This is a genomic window from Aeromonas sp. TW 6 (genome assembly GCF_013168745.1).
Lineage (GTDB): Bacteria > Pseudomonadota > Gammaproteobacteria > Enterobacterales > Aeromonadaceae > Aeromonas > Aeromonas caviae.
The window spans coordinates 1-15,041 of the sequence record NZ_JABERS010000069.1 but is presented as its reverse complement, the minus strand read 5'-3'; the positions used below and the strand labels follow the sequence as shown (position 1 = coordinate 15,041).

The window sequence follows — 15,041 nt, the reverse complement described above, 5'->3', positions numbered from 1 at the left end:
TGGGCTCTTGCGGCGGTGCGCCGTTAGAGGTGATCAAGCAATACATTCAAAACCAGCGGGGCTGACGCCCCGGCGAAATTCCCCTCCCACCTACGTCGGAGGGAGTCCCCTTTCGCATTTAAGATGGATCCAGACCCACAGCCAGCAGGAGATGAGTTACCCCGCCCTGCACGGCTTCCTGTGCGCCCGTCTGGCGGGGCCCGTAGCCCCCGACTGGCAAGATCCGCTGGCCGGCCTGCTGCCTCATGATGCAGCGCTGGACGAGAAGAGTGCCGAGGCGCTGCATCACCTGATCGCCGAGCTGGAAGCCCAGGCCGACGACGCGCAGCTGGCCCTGCCGAGCCAGTGTCGCCTCTCTACCGACAACCCGGAGCAGGTGTTTGACAAGCGCCATCCTCTGGGCCAATGGAGCTATGGCTTCAGTCAGGGGGTGGCCTGCTGGCCGGCGCCGACCGACCTGAACGATCCGGCGACCCGCCATCGCTTCAGCCTGGTGGCCGAGCTCTGCCTGTTTCGCGACAAGCCCATGGCCATGATGCTGCACCAGGCTGCGGCCAGCGAGCTCCCCTTCCTCGATTTTTGCAAACGTCAACGCCAGCAGATGAAGACGGCCCTCAACCTCCTGCTCGGCCAGGATCACTACGAGGCCGAGCCTGAAGAGAGCCCGTCCCTGGACAACGAGCAGACTCGCCAGTGGCAGCAGTGGTTCGAGCTGGCGGCAGAGAGCCGCAATCCCCTCCCTCGCCTTGGCTGGTTCGAGCGCATCATTGCCGATGCCAACCTCCTGTTCGATGAGGCATTCTGGCAAGCCCACGCGGGCCATGGCTGGCAGGTCCCCGAGGCACGCCCTCTGATCGCGGCCAGGGCCGGTCGAGCCGATTGCCTGCTGCGACTTGGGCAGCTTGGGCAGGCACGGGATGAGTACCTGGCCCTGCTCGCCCTCTGCCGCGCCGACGAGCCCGCTTGCCGCCACCCCCTCTCCACCCTCTATGCCTGGCAAGGGGAATGGGATGCCCTGCAACAACTGCTGGTGCGCTTTGATGAAGCCTCCTGCTGGCTGCTCTACAACAAGGCCTTGATGAGCTTTGTCTGCGAAGGGGAAGCGGCGGCGCGCCCTCATCTGGCGGCGGCAATGGAGGTCAATCCCCATGTGCCCGCCACTTTGCTGGGCCAGCGCCGCTTGCCCAAGCAGGAGCCTCGCCGCTGGCAGGGCGGCAGCCGTGACGAGGCGGCGCTCTACGCCTTGCAGAGTCGCGAGGCCTGGCTGACCCACAACGCCTTGATATGGCTGCGAAAGAGTGCGGGCAAGCAGGCCAGTTGAGACCCCAATTGCCGATTCGATGACAGAACACGTGCGCAAACGCACATTTTTCTGGTGACTGGTCAGACAAATGCCCCTGTGTTACGTATCATCAAGGCCAAAGTATCAAGAGAAACTGCACCCGATGCAGCCGCCACAGCAGGATGTCATATGTCGAAGATCATTGAGCTGCTCGCGCACTACCCTCCTTATCAGCTGGTTCACGCCGCTGAGATGGTGCGCGATACCTTTGAACAGTTTTATCAGCAGCGGTACCAACTCACCGTGCCCCAGTGGCGCCTGATGATGGTGCTCGGCCCCCACTACCCCATCAGCCAGAAGGAGCTGGTGGAGGCGAGCGGCATGGACAAGGTACGGATCTCCCGCGAGATCCATCGTCTGGTGGAGAAAGGCATCCTGTTCACCGAGAACAGCGTGCAGGACAAGCGCATCAGCCTGGTCTCCTTCACCCCGGCGGGGCTCACCTTGTTCCAGCAGCTCAAGACGGAGGCGGGAAGCTGGCAGCACACTCTCACCGACTATCTGCCGGCCGAGGCGCGCCAGAGCATTCGCCTGCACCTGCAGAGCGTCAGCGATGCCATCGAACAACTTCACCTGCTGGACAACGAGCAACCCTCATGAAGCTGAACAACTTTGCCACCATGGATGTCAACATGCTGCTGAGCCTGGTCAACATGCAGTTGCGTGATCACTACGAGGATCTCGATGATCTTTGCCGGGCGCAGGATCTCGACAAGGAGGCCCTGGTCGCCAGGCTGGCCAGCGGCGATTTCCACTATCAGGAAGATCAGAAGCAGTTCAGATAGGGATCCGGATCACAACCCGACCCATGCCGCTGGCTCCGTCGGCAAAAGCTGCTAAGGTGGTGGCTACCCGGTCCGTTGATGTTCGCAAGAGGTATGGATACATCTTGTTGTCACAGACCGCGGTTAGCCTCTCGTTCACCACCCGCAGCCAAGGATGACCCATGATGCGCCTCATTCGACCAACCAGCCTGATCACCCTCTGCACATTGCTGGTGATCAGCCTCTTCCTCCCCCAGGTCCCCAACAGCGCCGAGCAGTGGCTCACCACCCTGCTGCTGGCCTCCCTGGTGGCGGTCTTTCTGATGGTCGGCAGCGGCTGCCGCCACTTCCTGCGCGAATAACGACGCCAGAGCGTGATGCCTGCGCAAAAACAACAACGCAGCCCGAGGGCTGCGTTGTTGTTTCAGGATACTGGGGGCCAAGGCCCCGAGTCGCATCAGTAAGCCAGGGTTTCCAGCTGCTCCTTGGCCTGCTCGATCCCCTTGGCTTGCGCCTCCGGCCCCATGCCCATGCCTTCGGCATAGATGAAGTCCACTTCGTTGATGCCGATGAAGCCCAGCACGGTACGCATGTAGGGGGTCACCAGGTCGGTGGCATTGCCCACGTGCATGCCGCCACGGGGGCTGACCACCAGGGCGCGGGTGTTCTCCACCAGGCCGACCGGACCGGTCTCGGTGTAACGGAAGGTCACGCCGGCACGGGCCACCAGATCGATCCAGTTCTTCAGCTGGGTCGGGATGTTGAAGTTGTACATGGGGGCCGCGATGATCACCAGATCGCTCGCCTTGAGCTCGGCGACCAGCTCGTCGGACTGGGCCAGCACCGCTTGCTGACGCTCGTTCAGGTTCTCGCCACCACGCAGGCCCATGGCCAGCTCGCCGTCCAGCACCGGCAGGTTCAGGGTCGCCAGATCGCGTACCTGGATGGTGTCACCCTGGCGCTCGGCCAGGTAGCCGTCGATCAGGGCGTTGGATTGGGAATACTGGCCCAGGATGCTGGACTTCAGAACGAGGATATTGGCCATGGTGAAACTCCATTTGATTGTCAATTGAACAGCCAGGCTGTCGATGGAGGTCACTATAAAGACTGGCATTAAAGCCTGATAGCGAAAATAGATGCTCAAGTCATTCAAAAAATTTGATGTCTGTGCATTTCCTCGGCAGAGAGGGGCTCATCAAACTCCGCACCCTTGGCATGACAAACGATTGCCGTTATGATCCGCCGCACTTTTTGTACGTGATCCGGATCTCATGACCTCCTCCCGCAGGCACTCCCCCTTTGCCGGCGCCGTCTGGATGATGGTGGCAGGCCTCTGCTTCGCCGCCGTCAACAGCCTGAGCCAGTATGTCAGCTTCACGCTCGGCCTCCCCTCGACCCAGGTCGCCTTTCACCAATATCTGATCGCCCTGGTCTGCCTGCTGCCCTGGCTGGTGCGCCACGGTCTGCGCCAGTCCCTGATGACGAACCAGCTGCGCCTGCACCTGCTGCGGGTCGCCCTTGCGGTGACCGGCATCCAGTTCTGGCTCTGGGCACTGGCGGTCCCCGTCCCCATCTGGCAGGGGATCGCGCTCTTGATGACCTCCCCCCTGTTTGCCACCCTGGGATCAGCCCTCTTTCTCAAAGAGCAAGTGAGCCGGGCCCGCATTCTCGCGACCCTGGCGGGGTTTGTGGGCGCCATGCTGATCCTGGCACCCTGGACCGACGACTTCACCCTGGCCTCCCTGCTGCCGGTGGCGGCCGCCCTCTTCTGGGCAGGCTACTCCTTGCTGGTGCGCTATCAGGCGGCCAGCGAGTCGTCCCACACCATCGTCGTCTACCTGCTCGTCTTCAGCACCCCGTTCAACGCCATGCTGGCAATCCCTGAATGGCAGTGGCCGAGCGAAACCCAGTGGCTGCTGGTGGCCGCCTCTGGCGTACTGTCGGCACTGGCCCAGATGTCCATCGCCCGCGCCTACAGCGTGGCGGAGGCCTCCTTCGTGCAACCTTTTGATTTTGCCAAGCTGCCCATGAACGTGCTGGCCGGCTGGCTGGTATTTGGCTGGGCGCCCCCCGGTCGCTTGTGGCTGGGGGCGGCCATCATCATCGGCGCCATCACCCTGCTCACCCATCTGGAGCAGCGCGCCCACCCACCCACTTCCTGAGGTACGCCATGCGTACCTCTTTTTTTGCTCACCCGGATCAGCCCTGCTGACCACCGACCTCAGGAGAGATCAGATGTTTGGAACCGCCACCCGCCCCACTGCGACCCGCGCCCTGCTGCTGGGATCAGGCGAACTCGGCAAGGAGGTCGCCATCGAGCTGCAGCGGCTCGGTATCGAGGTGATCGCCGCCGACCGCTATGCCAACGCCCCCGCCATGCAGGTGGCCCACCAGGCCCGCGTGCTGGACATGCTGGATGGCGCCGCCCTGCGCGCCCTGGTGGCCGAGGTCAAGCCCGACCTCATCATCCCCGAGATTGAAGCCATCGCCACCGACACCCTGGCCGCCCTCGAGCAGGAAGGGGTCAAGGTGGTGCCCAATGCCCGCGCCACCCAGCTCACCATGAACCGGGAGGGGATCCGTCGCCTCGCCGCCGAAACCCTGGGACTGCCCACCTCTGCCTACCGCTTTGCCCAGAGCAAGGAGGAGTTTGTGGCCGCCGTCGAGGCCATCGGCTTGCCCTGCGTGGTAAAACCGGTGATGAGCTCCTCCGGCAAGGGGCAGAGCCTGCTGCGCGACCTCGCCAGGCTGGATGAAAGCTGGACCTATGCCCAGGAGGGGGGCCGTGCCGGTCGTGGCAAGGTGATTGTCGAAGGCTTCGTTCCTTTCGAGTACGAGATCACCCTGCTCACGGTGCGCGCCGTCGATGGCATCCACTTCTGCGAGCCTATCGGCCATCGTCAGGAGGATGGCGACTACCGCGAATCCTGGCAGCCCCAGGCCATGAGCGAGCTGGCCCTGGCCCGCTCCAAGGAGGTGGCGGCCAAGGTGGTCGAAGCCCTTGGCGGCTACGGTCTGTTCGGGGTCGAGCTCTTCATCAGGGGTGACGAGGTGTGGTTCAGCGAAGTCTCCCCCCGCCCCCACGACACCGGCATGGTGACCCTGATCTCCCAGGATCTCTCCGAGTTCGCCCTGCACGTGCGCGCCATCCTGGGGCTGCCCGTCGGCACCATCACCCAGTACGGTCCGAGCGCCTCTGCCGTGGTGCTGCGGGAAGGCCACAGCCAGGATATCCGCTATCAGGGGATTGGCGAGGCACTGGCCCTGGTGCCGGGTGCCCAGTTGCGTCTCTTTGGCAAGCCGGAGATCGCCGGTCGTCGTCGCCTCGGGGTGGCGCTCGCCCGTGGGCAGGATTGCCAGGAAGCCGTGGAGCAGGCCAAGACGGTGGCAGCCCGGGTAGAAGTACTGTTCTAGGCAATCCGCTTTACCACGCAAAAACAAACGTTTATCTGCGTGATCCGGCGCAAGGGGCAGGTGACTGCCCCTTTCCCATTGAAGCACCAGGCTTATAATCCCCCCTTCACCTATGTCAGGAGTACAAGATGTTAACTGCCGTGATCTTCGATATGGATGGTGTTCTGATCGACTCGGAACCCTTCTGGCAACGGGCACAGATGGCCGTCTTCGCCGAACTGGGCCACTTCCACACCGAGGAGGACTGCAACTCCACCATAGGGGTGCGCATCGATCAGCTGGTGGCCCACTGGTACCGGATCCGCCCCTGGAGCAGCCCCAGCCAGGAAAAGGTAGTACAGCGCATCCTGGATCAGGTGATCGCGCTCATCCTGCAAGAGGGACAGCCCAAGGCCGGGGTGCTGGAAGCCCTCGACCTCATCGAGGCCCAAGGGCTCAAGATCGGGCTCGCCACCTCCTCACCGTTTGCCATGGTCGAGGCGGTGCTCGGCAAACTCGGCATCCAGGACCGTTTCATGGCGGTCCACTCCGCCGAGGTGGAGCGCTTTGGCAAACCCCACCCGGATGTCTATATCCACGCCGCCGAGAAGCTCGGCGTCGAGCCTGTGCACTGTCTCGCCATTGAGGACAGCTTCACCGGCCTGCTGGCGGCCAAGGCAGCCTCCATGACGGCGCTGATCGTGCCGGACCCGGCGCTGGTCGGCGATCCCCGTCTGGCCATCGCCAACCACGAGCTGCGCTCTCTTGCCGAGCTGAACGCAGAGATGCTGGCCGGCTGGGTCAAGTAGGCAACACCCTGGCGGACTGACCTCCAGCCTCCCTTTATCCCGCTCATAAACGTGCGCTTGCTCGCGGTTGCGCCGCCCTGTGGCGACTAGAATCAGCAGGAGCACAGAGACGGCCCACGGGCCCGAGGAGGTCACCATGATCGAATACACCAGCAAGCGTATCGTCTGCCCCCACTGCGGCCACCACACCCGGGTCGAGCTGGATGCCAGCCAGGGGGATCAGGAGTTCTACGAAGATTGCATGGCCTGCTGCAACCCCATCCATCTGCGGCTGCACCGGGATGAAGCCCGCGACTGCCTGCAACTCTTCGTGGATGCTGACGACGAGCAGCTGTTCTGAATCCCCCTGTCCAGACACAGACAAAAACAAACGGGACCCTGTGGGTCCCGTTTGTTCTGGTGCCGTCGTCAGGCTGGGTCACGCCTCCCTCAAGCACGCCGCCTTCGCCGACGTCATGGTCGGAACAAACTCCACCACCTGATAATCGGCCGCCTCTGCCTGTTTGAAGGGATCCTCTGCCAGCATCGCCTCCAGGGCGTCTCGGCTCACGCCCTGCGCCAGTATGACGCCCCCGACTCGGGGTACCTGACGCCCGGATGCCAGAAAATGGCCTGCGGCATACTGCCGCTCCAGCCACGCAATGTGGGCCGGGATCAGGGCATCGATCTCCGCCAGCGGTTTCACATAAGTCAATGTCACGACAAACATAGAGAAGTCTCCAAGGCCCTGGGGCGGCGCCTCTTCCACAAGAGGGCGCCTTTCCCGTGATGCCGCCCTCCTCTTCGAACCCTGGGGGCAGCGCTCAGGTGGTTACTGGCGCGCCGCCAGCACCCGCTCCACCGTGTCGACGATGGCCTGGGTCTGGGGGTCAATCTCGATGTTGGTCCGCCAGCCGGCCTTGACCCAGCCCAGATTGGTGCGGGCCAGGGTCTCGGGGATCAGGTTGACGCAGAACTCGCTGGCGCGCACCTCGCCCACGGTGAGGCTGATGCCGTCGATGCCGATGTAGCCCTTGGTCAGCACGTACTTCATCAGCGCAGGATCGAGGCGATACCACACCTGGCGGTTGTTGGGGGTGTCGATGACCGAGGTCACCTCGGCCGTCCCCATGATGTGGCCGGACATGGCATGGCCGCCAATCTCGTCCCCAAAGCGGGCGGCCCGCTCCACGTTGACCTTGTCACCCACCACCAGTTGCCCAAGGTTGGTGAGGCGCAGAGTCTCCTGCATCAGATCGAAGCTGACCAGATCCCCCTCCACCCGGGTGACGGTCAGGCAGCAGCCGTTGTGGGCCACCGAGGCCCCCAGGGCCAGCCCCTCGCCCCAGGCCGGGCTCGGCATGCGGATCACGTGGGTGCGAAAATTGGGCAGTGAATCGATGGCCACCAGTTCGGCGGTCCCTTGTACGATGCCGGTGAACATGAGTCTCTCCAGGCTGTGAAAATTGTCGGCAGGTTACCCCCGGCCACCTTGCAAGACAAGGGTGCCGGCTGACAAGGAGAAGCGCGATCGCTATAGTGACCCCAATCAATCCAGACTGAATGAGGAAACAAAAATGCAGGTATATCAATGCTGTGAAGCCATTCGCATCGCCTACAACCAGATTGGCTCCGGCGAGCAGGGTTATGTGCCCCAGGCCATCGCCGCCAGCATACGGGCGCTCAACGCCGTGGCCTCCGACGAGCGGGTACCAGAGGATCTGCGCGAGCAGGCGGCCTATGCCGCGGCCAACCTGCTGATCAGCGATCACGAAGACGCCTGATCCCGGCTACAAATCTGCCGCCGACCTTCCCCGTTGGCGGTTTTTCAGGCTAGAATGACACCCCCGCATTTTGTCTCCTCAGGACGAGGAGGCAAAAGCCCATCTCTCTTGCCCGCTCTTTCTCTTTTATCTGATCCACTCGGAGGTGTCAGTGCAACGTTATTGGTCCGAGGCGAAGCAGCTCGTTCGTCTAGCCAGCCCCATTCTAGTCGCCCAGGTGGCCCAGATCGCCATGAACTTCGTCGATACCGTGATGGCGGGACAGGTGAGCGCCGTGGATCTGGCCGCCGTGTCGGTGGCGTCCAGCTTCTGGTTGCCGATCATCTTGCTGGTGCAGGGCATCATCATGGCCCTCACCCCCATCGTTTCCCAGCTCAACGGCGCTCGCAAGCAGGACGAGGTGCGCCCCGCCGTGCACCAGGGCTTCTGGCTCGCCCTCATCGTCACGCCCATCGCCATGGTGGCACTCTACTTCAGCCCCCTGGCACTGCAATTCATGGACGTGGATCCCGTCATGGCGGCCAAGACTGCCGGCTACCTGCACGCCATCCTGTGGGGCCTGCCCGCCTTCGTGATGTTCCAGGTGCTGCGCAACTTCAGTGAGGGGCTCTCCCACACCATGCCGACCATGGTGATCGGTTTCGTGGGGCTCGCGGTCAACATCCCCGCCAACTACATCTTCATTCACGGCCACTTCGGCATGCCGAAACTCGGCGGCGTCGGCTGCGGCGTGGCCACTGCCATCGTGCTCTGGGCCATGCTGCTGGCGATGATCGTCTATGTGAAGTGCTCTGCCCACTTCAAGCGCATCAACCTGTTCGCCCAGCTGGCACGCCCCAACGGCAGCCGGATCTGGCGCCTGTTTCGCCTGGGGTTCCCCATCGCCATGGCCATCTTCTGCGAGGTGACCCTGTTTACTGTGGTCGCCCTGATGCTGGCCCCCTTCGGCGCGGAGACGGTGGCGAGTCACCAGATTGCGCTCAACTTCTCCAGCCTGGTCTTCATGCTGCCCCTCTCCATCGGTGTCGGCGTGACCATCCGGGTCGGTCACAACATAGGGGAAGGTCAACCGGATCAGGCCAGGGTCGCCGCCCGCACCGGCCTGATGCTGGGCATGGGAGTCGCCGCCGCGACCGCCGCCCTCACCGTGCTGCTGCGCGACCCCATCGCGGGGATCTACACCGACGACCTGCAGGTGATCGGCCTCGCCGCCACCCTGCTCTTCTTCGCCGCCATCTACCAGATCTCCGACTCGGTGCAGGTGGTGGCCGCGGCGGCTCTGCGCGGTTACAAGGACACCCAGGCCATCTTCTACGTCACCATCGTCGCCTATTGGGGGCTGGGTCTGCCCACCGGCATGATCCTGGGGCTGACCGACTGGGTGGTACCGCGCATGGGCCCGCAGGGCTTCTGGATAGGCTTCATCGTCGGTCTCACCTCCGCCGCCCTGATGCTGGGGGCTCGGCTGCGCGTCATCTACGGCCGCTTCGCCAGCCCCGCAGCCTGCACCGCCCTCTCTCGGGCGCAATAGGGCGCGGCCAGGGGCACGGGGAGCCGCACTTTTGGGACGGCTCGCCTGTAAAATCAACAGGCTGCACAAGAACTGGGCAAACAGTCTCCTTTGTGCATGTCCCTTGTTGACAGCCTTGGGGGCCATGGGTAGTATGCCGACCACGCCAGCAGTGCTGGCGGGATAAAACGGGTTTTCAACCCGGTTTATGAAGTGGGTTTATAGCTCAGTTGGTTAGAGCACTACCTTGACATGGTAGGGGTCGTTGGTTCGAATCCAATTAAACCCACCACTTTTCGTGATGCGTCCTTAGCTCAGCTGGTTAGAGCACCACCTTGACATGGTGGGGGTCGGTGGTTCGAATCCACTAGGACGCACCATCACGAAACCCTGTTATGCGTCCTTAGCTCAGCTGGTTAGAGCATCACCTTGACATGGTGGGGGTCGGTGGTTCGAATCCACTAGGACGCACCATAACGGTTTGAATAAATTGCAGATATGAATTTGATGTGGGTTTATAGCTCAGTCGGTTAGAACAGTACTTTGACATGGCGTAGGCAATGTCGTTGGTTCGAATTCGGTTGAACACAGATGTGGGTTTATAGCTCAGTTGGTTAGAGCACTACCTTGACATGGTAGGGGTCGTTGGTTCGAATCCAATTAAACCCACCACTCCCCTGCAATGACACACAAAGTCGCCTTGCGCACCCTGCGTCCTTAGCTCAGCTGGTTAGAGCATCACCTTGACATGGTGGGGGTCGGTGGTTCGAATCCACTAGGACGCACCAGATTTGAAAAGCCCGCTTGATAGCGGGCTTTTTGCATTGGTCGGCTCTGACATCCGCTCTCCCCCGTCATCTGCCTCCTGTCCCCTCTGGCCCACGGGCAGCCATTGTCGTGCCATGGCCGCCGCGTTTACCTCGCTTCGTCAGAAGAGATCGAGCTGCTGGCCGCAGATCCGCTCGAACGACTCCCCCACAAAGGGAAGGATGGCGTCGGCGATGGGCCTGAGCTGCTTGTCGATGTAGTGCTCGTAGTCGACGGCGCTGCGCCGGTACTCCAAAGGCTCGGGGCCGTTCAGGGTCATCAGGTAGGCGATGGTGCCCCTGTGCTGATAACGCTGGGGCAGGCCGCGGCGCAGATTCTCCTCATCCGCCAGGCGCGCCGCCCGCACATGGGGCGGCACGTTCTTCTGATACTCCTCGAGTTTCTGGCGCAGCCGCTTGCGGTAGATGAGCAGATCGTCGTGACGGCCGGCCCGGGTCTCGTCCACCATGGTGCGCACATAACTGCTGGGATCCTGGTCGTGGAACACCATTTCGTAGAGCCGGGTCTGGAATGCCTTGGCAAGGGGTGTCCAGTCGGTGCGCACCGTCTCCAGCCCCTTGAACACCAGGTGCTCCCCTTCCCCTTCGCCCACCAGTCCCGCATAGCGTTTCTTGCTCCCCTTCTCCAGCCCGCGAATGGTGGGCATCAGGAAACGGCGGTAGTGGGTCTCGTACTGGATCTCCAGATGGCTCGGCAGGTCGAACTCCCGCCTGATCAGCGCGGCCCAGTTGTCGTTGATCATCTTCGCCAGTCGCTGGCCAATCTCGTCCGCCTGTTCGAGACGGATATCGCTCCCCAGGTGCACGAAGGTGGAATCGGTATCCCCATAGATCACCTCGAACCCTTCTGCCTCTATCCACTCCCGGGTCTGCTGCATGATGCCGTGGCCCCGCAAGGTGATGGAGGAGGCGAGCCTCGGGTCATAGAAGCGGCAGCCCCCCGACCCCAGCACCCCGTAGAAGGAGTTCATGATGATCTTGATGGCCTGGGAGAGGGCCTTGTTACTGGCGGCCTTGGCCCGATCCCGCGCCGCCCAGAGGGTGGCGATGAGATCCGGCAGGAAGTGGCGGGTTCGGGAGAACAGGGCGCCGCGAAAGCCTGGAATGGCGTTATCCGGGTGTTTGAGCCCCTCCACCAGCCCCATGGGGTCGATGCAGAAGGTGCGGATGATGCTGGGATAGAGGCTCTTGAAGTCGAGCACCAGCACGTGGCGATAGAGCCCCGGCTTGGAGTCCATCACATAGCCGCCGGGGCTTGCGAGCCCGCCGTCTGCCGGCAGGTTGGGCGCCACATAGCCACCGCGGTGCAGCCGTGGCAGATAGAGGTTGGTGAACGCCGCCACCGACCCGCCCACCCGGTCGAGCTCAAGACCGGTGAGGGAGGCGCGCTCGATGGCGAAGGGGATGAGGTGGCAGAAATCGAAGATCTCCCACACCAGCCTGCAATCTTCCAGGTTGTAGCGGGCCAGCGCCTCCTTGTCGGAGTGGAACAGCTCGGTGATCTTCTCCCCCCGGTTGGCCACGTCCTCGATGTCCTTGCCCCGCCCGAGCAGCTCGCTCGCCACCGCATCCAGGCTGTAGCTCGGGAACTGCCAGGTGGCGCTCTTGAGGGTATCGATGCCGTCCAGCACCATGCGCCCCGGGATGATGACGTTGCCGCTCTGGGGGTCGTTTCGGGACGAGCGCCAGAAGCAGAGCTCCCGCCCGCGCCCGAGCCGCAACCACCGCTTGTGGAGTTCGGCGCGGCGCAGCAGCAGGCGAAAGTCGAAATTCACCACGTTCCAGCCGATGACGAGATCGGGATCGTGCAGGCTGAACCAGCCCTCCAGGGCACCGAGCAGGGCAGGCTCGTCCGCCACCCACTCGACGGGGGTCTCCCAGTCCTGCGAGTCCGGCTCCGGGGCACCAATCATGATGACCCGCGCGTCCTCTTCGCTATGGAGCCCCACCGAGAAGAGGGTGCCATCCATGGCGCACTCCACGTCCAGGGAGACCCAGGAGAGGGTCGGCGTCACCGCCTGCGGCGCACAGCGCGCCTCGTTTACCTCCCAGTAACCCTGCCTGCCCCCCTTTCGCCTCGCCTTGCCGTCAAAGCGCATCCCGGCGGTGATGAAGCGCTCCATGAGAAAGCGCTCGGGCAGGCGGATATCCGCCTCGAAGTGCTCCAATCCGCGGATGAGCAGCAGCTCGATGGCGCGGTGAAAGGCGCTCAGGGTGGCAAAGTAGCAGCCCACCACCCGGCTCCCCTCGAAGGTGTGCATGGGGAGGCGGCGAAAACGCCCCCTCACCCCGGCCCCCTTGAAGAGCTCTGCCGCCTCCTCCAGGTGGCGTTCCGGCAGGAAGAAGACCGGCTCCTGCCCCGGCACCACCACCCGTACCGGTCCCTGTGCGCTCCAGAGCCACATCACGATCTCGGTACGCCCCTGCACATCCCGACCATGGCGGGTCAGGATGAAGCCGTCGAGCGGCGGGGTCACGGGAGGGAGGGGCTGGATGTCGGTCATGCAGGTGGTCGGGCTCAAGAGTGGGATGGGAGTATTGTACGTTCATACAGTACCCTGCTGCAATTGCCGGGCTAGGCTGTGTTCTTAAAGTGATGAAGATATAATCTCACATCTTCTCAACAGCTTAAGACCTATGCAGTGTCCCGTCGTTACCAGTTGACCGATGCACAATGGGGACTTATCGAGCCCCTTTTTCCATACCACCGCATAAGCGGACGTCCTACTCGCGAGCCACGCCAAGTGCTCGATGGCATTCTCTGGATACTCCACACCGGTGCGCCTTGGCGAGATCTGCCAGAACGTTTCGGCCCATGGAGTTCGGTCTACAACACCTTTCGACGTTGGCAGAGTACAGGTCACATCGATGCCATCCTTGAAGCGCTGCAACTACATCTCAATGAAGAAGGGCTTATCGACTTCGACCTGTGGTGCATTGACGGCTCCAATGTCAGGGCATCCAAAGATGCTGCCGGAGCGCGTAAAAAAACACTCCGGTGAATCAAGCGCTTGGTCGCTCGCGTGGAGGTTTTGGCAGCAAAATTCACTTGGTCACTGATGGTCATGGTTTACCGCTGGGGTTCTGCCTTTCACCGGGGCAATCAGCGGAAATCAGATATGCGACAAGTGCGCTGGCCATGGCAAGGATACCGACCTCATCAGGCCGTTATCGCACGCGTCCAGCGCATCTTGCCGCAGATAAGGCCTATAGCAGCAGGGCTTTGCGGGCCGAACTCCGGCGCAGAGGGATAAAAGCAGTCATCCCGCAGCGCAGCGACCAGCAGCGGCACCATAAGGGACGACCTCTGGTATTAGACAAAGCTCGTTATCGCAGGCGAAATGTGGTCGAGCGGTGCTTCGGATGGCTGAAGAAGTTTCGCCGATTCTCAACGAGATATGAAAAGCTGGCGGGAAGTTTTGCTGCTTTTATCAAGCTGGCTTTCTGCCTTCGTTACTTACGAGAGCTATTGGTGGACAGAAAACCAGCATTTTGAGAACACAGCCTAGGCTCTCAGGGCAGGCGCTGTGCCCCGTCTTTGCCATCCGGCGCCGGATTGGGGCATAGTAACCTCGACATCACTCACCGGCACCGGGCGAGACGGCATGTCCAACTCCCGGCAGACGCTGCGGCCTGCGCGCGCGCCAACCTTTTCCTCGACAAGGAGCACCCCATGACACAACAGTGGCAACGCATTGCCTCCCGCCTCACCGATGTGGGCGGCATCCCGGTGGCTCGCGCCATCCCGGTCAAGGAGCGGCGCACCATCGGGCCCTGGTGTTTTCTCGATCATATCGGCCCGACCCGCTTTGCCCCCGGCGCCCCCGGCATGGATGTGGGGCCCCACCCCCACATCGCCCTGCAGACCTTCACCTGGATGCTGGAGGGGGAGATCCTCCACCGGGACAGCCTGGGCAGCAAGCAGGTGATCCGTCCGGGCCAGGTGAACCTGATGACCGCAGGACGGGGCATCGCCCACACCGAGGAGTCGGTCCCGAACCAGCCCGATCTGCACGCCGCCCAGCTCTGGATAGCCCTGCCCGAGGCGGATCAGCATACCCCGCCCCGCTTCGATCACTACCCGACGCTCCCCCGCTGGCAGCAAGGGGAGATCACCCTCACCCTGCTCATCGGCGAGCACGGCAGCCAGCGCGCCCCCACCCTGCACTTCTCCCCCATTCTGGGGCTGGATCTGCACGCCCCCGAGGGAGGCGAGATCACCCTCCCCCTGGACCTCGCCTTCGAGCACGGCCTCTTTCCCCTCGCGGGGGAGACCATCGTCGCAGGGGAGGCCCTGGCCCCGGAGCAGTTGCTCTACCTGCCCCCCGGCAACCGGGAGGTAATGCTAACCCTGCGCCCGGGTGCCCGGCTGCTGCTCATTGGCGGCGAACCCCTGCCCAGACCGCTGCATATCTGGTGGAACTTCGTGAGCGTCGACAAGGAGGCCATTCGCACCGCCGCCGCCGACTGGGAGAGCGGTCATCCACGCTTTGGCGAGGTGACGGGTTATACCAATCGGATTAAACATTAGGTCAGTTTTATCCAATCTCGGCTACAAAGTGACATCACCCGCTCCACATCGGCAATAAAGTGCTTCCAGGCCGATGTGCAGGCATCAAGGATGTCGTCGTAA

At 62.6% G+C, this 15,041-nt stretch carries 16 protein-coding genes, 5 tRNA genes and 1 pseudogene; 18 read left to right on the top strand and 4 right to left on the bottom strand.

What is annotated here, in order from left to right; genetic code table 11:
- The 5 genes and pseudogenes from HKD46_RS20160 to HKD46_RS20140 form a co-directional block, all read left to right on the top strand.
- Window positions 1-65, top strand: a pseudogene (locus HKD46_RS20160) (IS200/IS605 family transposase); the annotation flags it as partial.
- 86 nt (window positions 66-151) lie between these two features.
- Complete coding sequence (locus HKD46_RS20155; RefSeq protein WP_171865881.1) at window positions 152-1,321, top strand: UPF0149 family protein; 1,170 nt, start codon at window positions 152-154, stop codon at window positions 1,319-1,321.
- 150 nt (window positions 1,322-1,471) lie between these two features.
- Window positions 1,472-1,942, top strand: coding sequence for a MarR family winged helix-turn-helix transcriptional regulator (locus HKD46_RS20150; RefSeq protein ID WP_010674639.1), 471 nt, complete (start codon window positions 1,472-1,474; stop codon window positions 1,940-1,942).
- Window positions 1,939-2,127, top strand: coding sequence for a DUF4250 domain-containing protein (locus tag HKD46_RS20145; RefSeq protein WP_043155974.1), 189 nt, complete (start codon window positions 1,939-1,941; stop codon window positions 2,125-2,127). Before HKD46_RS20150 ends, HKD46_RS20145 begins: the two co-directional genes overlap by 4 nt.
- Before the next feature lie 161 nt (window positions 2,128-2,288).
- Window positions 2,289-2,468: a hypothetical protein gene (locus tag HKD46_RS20140; protein WP_010674636.1), complete on the top strand. Its 180-nt coding sequence runs from the start codon at window positions 2,289-2,291 to the stop codon at window positions 2,466-2,468.
- A gap of 95 nt (window positions 2,469-2,563) precedes the next feature.
- Here the strand turns inward: HKD46_RS20140 and HKD46_RS20135 are convergent, their stop codons facing one another.
- Window positions 2,564-3,151 (bottom strand): FMN-dependent NADH-azoreductase, encoded by a 588-nt coding sequence (locus HKD46_RS20135; RefSeq protein ID WP_039039094.1) that lies wholly within the window; start codon window positions 3,149-3,151, stop codon window positions 2,564-2,566.
- Window positions 3,152-3,377: 226 nt separating this feature from the next.
- Between HKD46_RS20135 and HKD46_RS20130 the strand changes: the two genes are divergently transcribed.
- The 4 genes from HKD46_RS20130 (at window position 3,378) to HKD46_RS20115 (ending at window position 6,648) form a co-directional block, all read left to right on the top strand.
- Window positions 3,378-4,268, top strand: coding sequence for a DMT family transporter (locus tag HKD46_RS20130; protein ID WP_041211382.1), 891 nt, complete (start codon window positions 3,378-3,380; stop codon window positions 4,266-4,268).
- A gap of 73 nt (window positions 4,269-4,341) precedes the next feature.
- Complete coding sequence (gene purT, locus HKD46_RS20125) at window positions 4,342-5,520, top strand: formate-dependent phosphoribosylglycinamide formyltransferase (RefSeq protein ID WP_041211381.1); 1,179 nt, start codon at window positions 4,342-4,344, stop codon at window positions 5,518-5,520.
- Window positions 5,521-5,648: 128 nt separating this feature from the next.
- On the top strand, window positions 5,649-6,308 hold the full coding sequence (hxpB, locus tag HKD46_RS20120) for a hexitol phosphatase HxpB (RefSeq protein WP_113725379.1): 660 nt from the start codon (window positions 5,649-5,651) through the stop codon (window positions 6,306-6,308).
- Between the two features lie 136 nt (window positions 6,309-6,444).
- Entirely contained in the window at window positions 6,445-6,648 is a 204-nt protein-coding gene (locus HKD46_RS20115) for a CPXCG motif-containing cysteine-rich protein (RefSeq protein ID WP_005336871.1), read from the top strand.
- Window positions 6,649-6,726: 78 nt separating this feature from the next.
- On the opposite strand, the gene HKD46_RS20110 is transcribed toward HKD46_RS20115, so the two are convergent.
- Complete coding sequence (locus HKD46_RS20110; RefSeq protein ID WP_043155979.1) at window positions 6,727-7,017, bottom strand: YciI family protein; 291 nt, start codon at window positions 7,015-7,017, stop codon at window positions 6,727-6,729.
- A gap of 102 nt (window positions 7,018-7,119) precedes the next feature.
- Window positions 7,120-7,731 carry a riboflavin synthase gene (locus HKD46_RS20105; RefSeq protein WP_039039091.1) on the bottom strand — a complete coding sequence of 204 codons (612 nt, stop codon included), beginning with the start codon at window positions 7,729-7,731 and terminating at the stop codon, window positions 7,120-7,122.
- A gap of 133 nt (window positions 7,732-7,864) precedes the next feature.
- On the opposite strand from HKD46_RS20105, the gene HKD46_RS20100 reads away from it, so the two are divergent.
- The 7 genes from HKD46_RS20100 to HKD46_RS20070 all read left to right on the top strand — a co-directional run bounded on the left by HKD46_RS20100 (window position 7,865) and on the right by HKD46_RS20070 (window position 10,369).
- Window positions 7,865-8,071: a YaeP family protein gene (locus HKD46_RS20100; RefSeq protein ID WP_113725377.1), complete on the top strand. Its 207-nt coding sequence runs from the start codon at window positions 7,865-7,867 to the stop codon at window positions 8,069-8,071.
- Window positions 8,072-8,222: 151 nt separating this feature from the next.
- A complete protein-coding gene (locus HKD46_RS20095; protein ID WP_029314480.1) occupies window positions 8,223-9,602 on the top strand; it encodes an MATE family efflux transporter in 1,380 nt (459 codons plus the stop codon).
- 194 nt (window positions 9,603-9,796) lie between these two features.
- Window positions 9,797-9,873 (top strand) — tRNA-Val (locus HKD46_RS20090).
- An 11-nt stretch (window positions 9,874-9,884) separates the two neighbouring features.
- Window positions 9,885-9,961 (top strand) — tRNA-Val (locus HKD46_RS20085).
- A 17-nt stretch (window positions 9,962-9,978) separates the two neighbouring features.
- A tRNA-Val gene (locus HKD46_RS20080) sits at window positions 9,979-10,055 on the top strand.
- Window positions 10,056-10,176: 121 nt separating this feature from the next.
- Window positions 10,177-10,253: transfer RNA gene (locus tag HKD46_RS20075), tRNA-Val, on the top strand.
- Between the two features lie 39 nt (window positions 10,254-10,292).
- Window positions 10,293-10,369, top strand: a tRNA-Val gene (locus HKD46_RS20070).
- A 140-nt stretch (window positions 10,370-10,509) separates the two neighbouring features.
- Here HKD46_RS20070 and HKD46_RS20065 read toward each other — a convergent pair.
- Complete coding sequence (locus HKD46_RS20065; protein ID WP_113725375.1) at window positions 10,510-12,912, bottom strand: DNA polymerase II; 2,403 nt, start codon at window positions 12,910-12,912, stop codon at window positions 10,510-10,512.
- Window positions 12,913-13,050: 138 nt separating this feature from the next.
- Here HKD46_RS20065 and HKD46_RS20060 point away from each other — a divergent pair.
- A protein-coding gene (locus HKD46_RS20060) for an IS5-like element ISAs34 family transposase (protein WP_161470807.1) occupies window positions 13,051-13,904 on the top strand; the annotation gives its coding sequence in 2 pieces (ribosomal slippage) (window positions 13,051-13,393 and window positions 13,393-13,904; 855 coding nt in all).
- 177 nt (window positions 13,905-14,081) lie between these two features.
- Window positions 14,082-14,939 carry a pirin family protein gene (locus HKD46_RS20055; protein ID WP_171865880.1) on the top strand — a complete coding sequence of 286 codons (858 nt, stop codon included), beginning with the start codon at window positions 14,082-14,084 and terminating at the stop codon, window positions 14,937-14,939.
- Window positions 14,940-15,041: the final 102 nt, after the last annotated feature.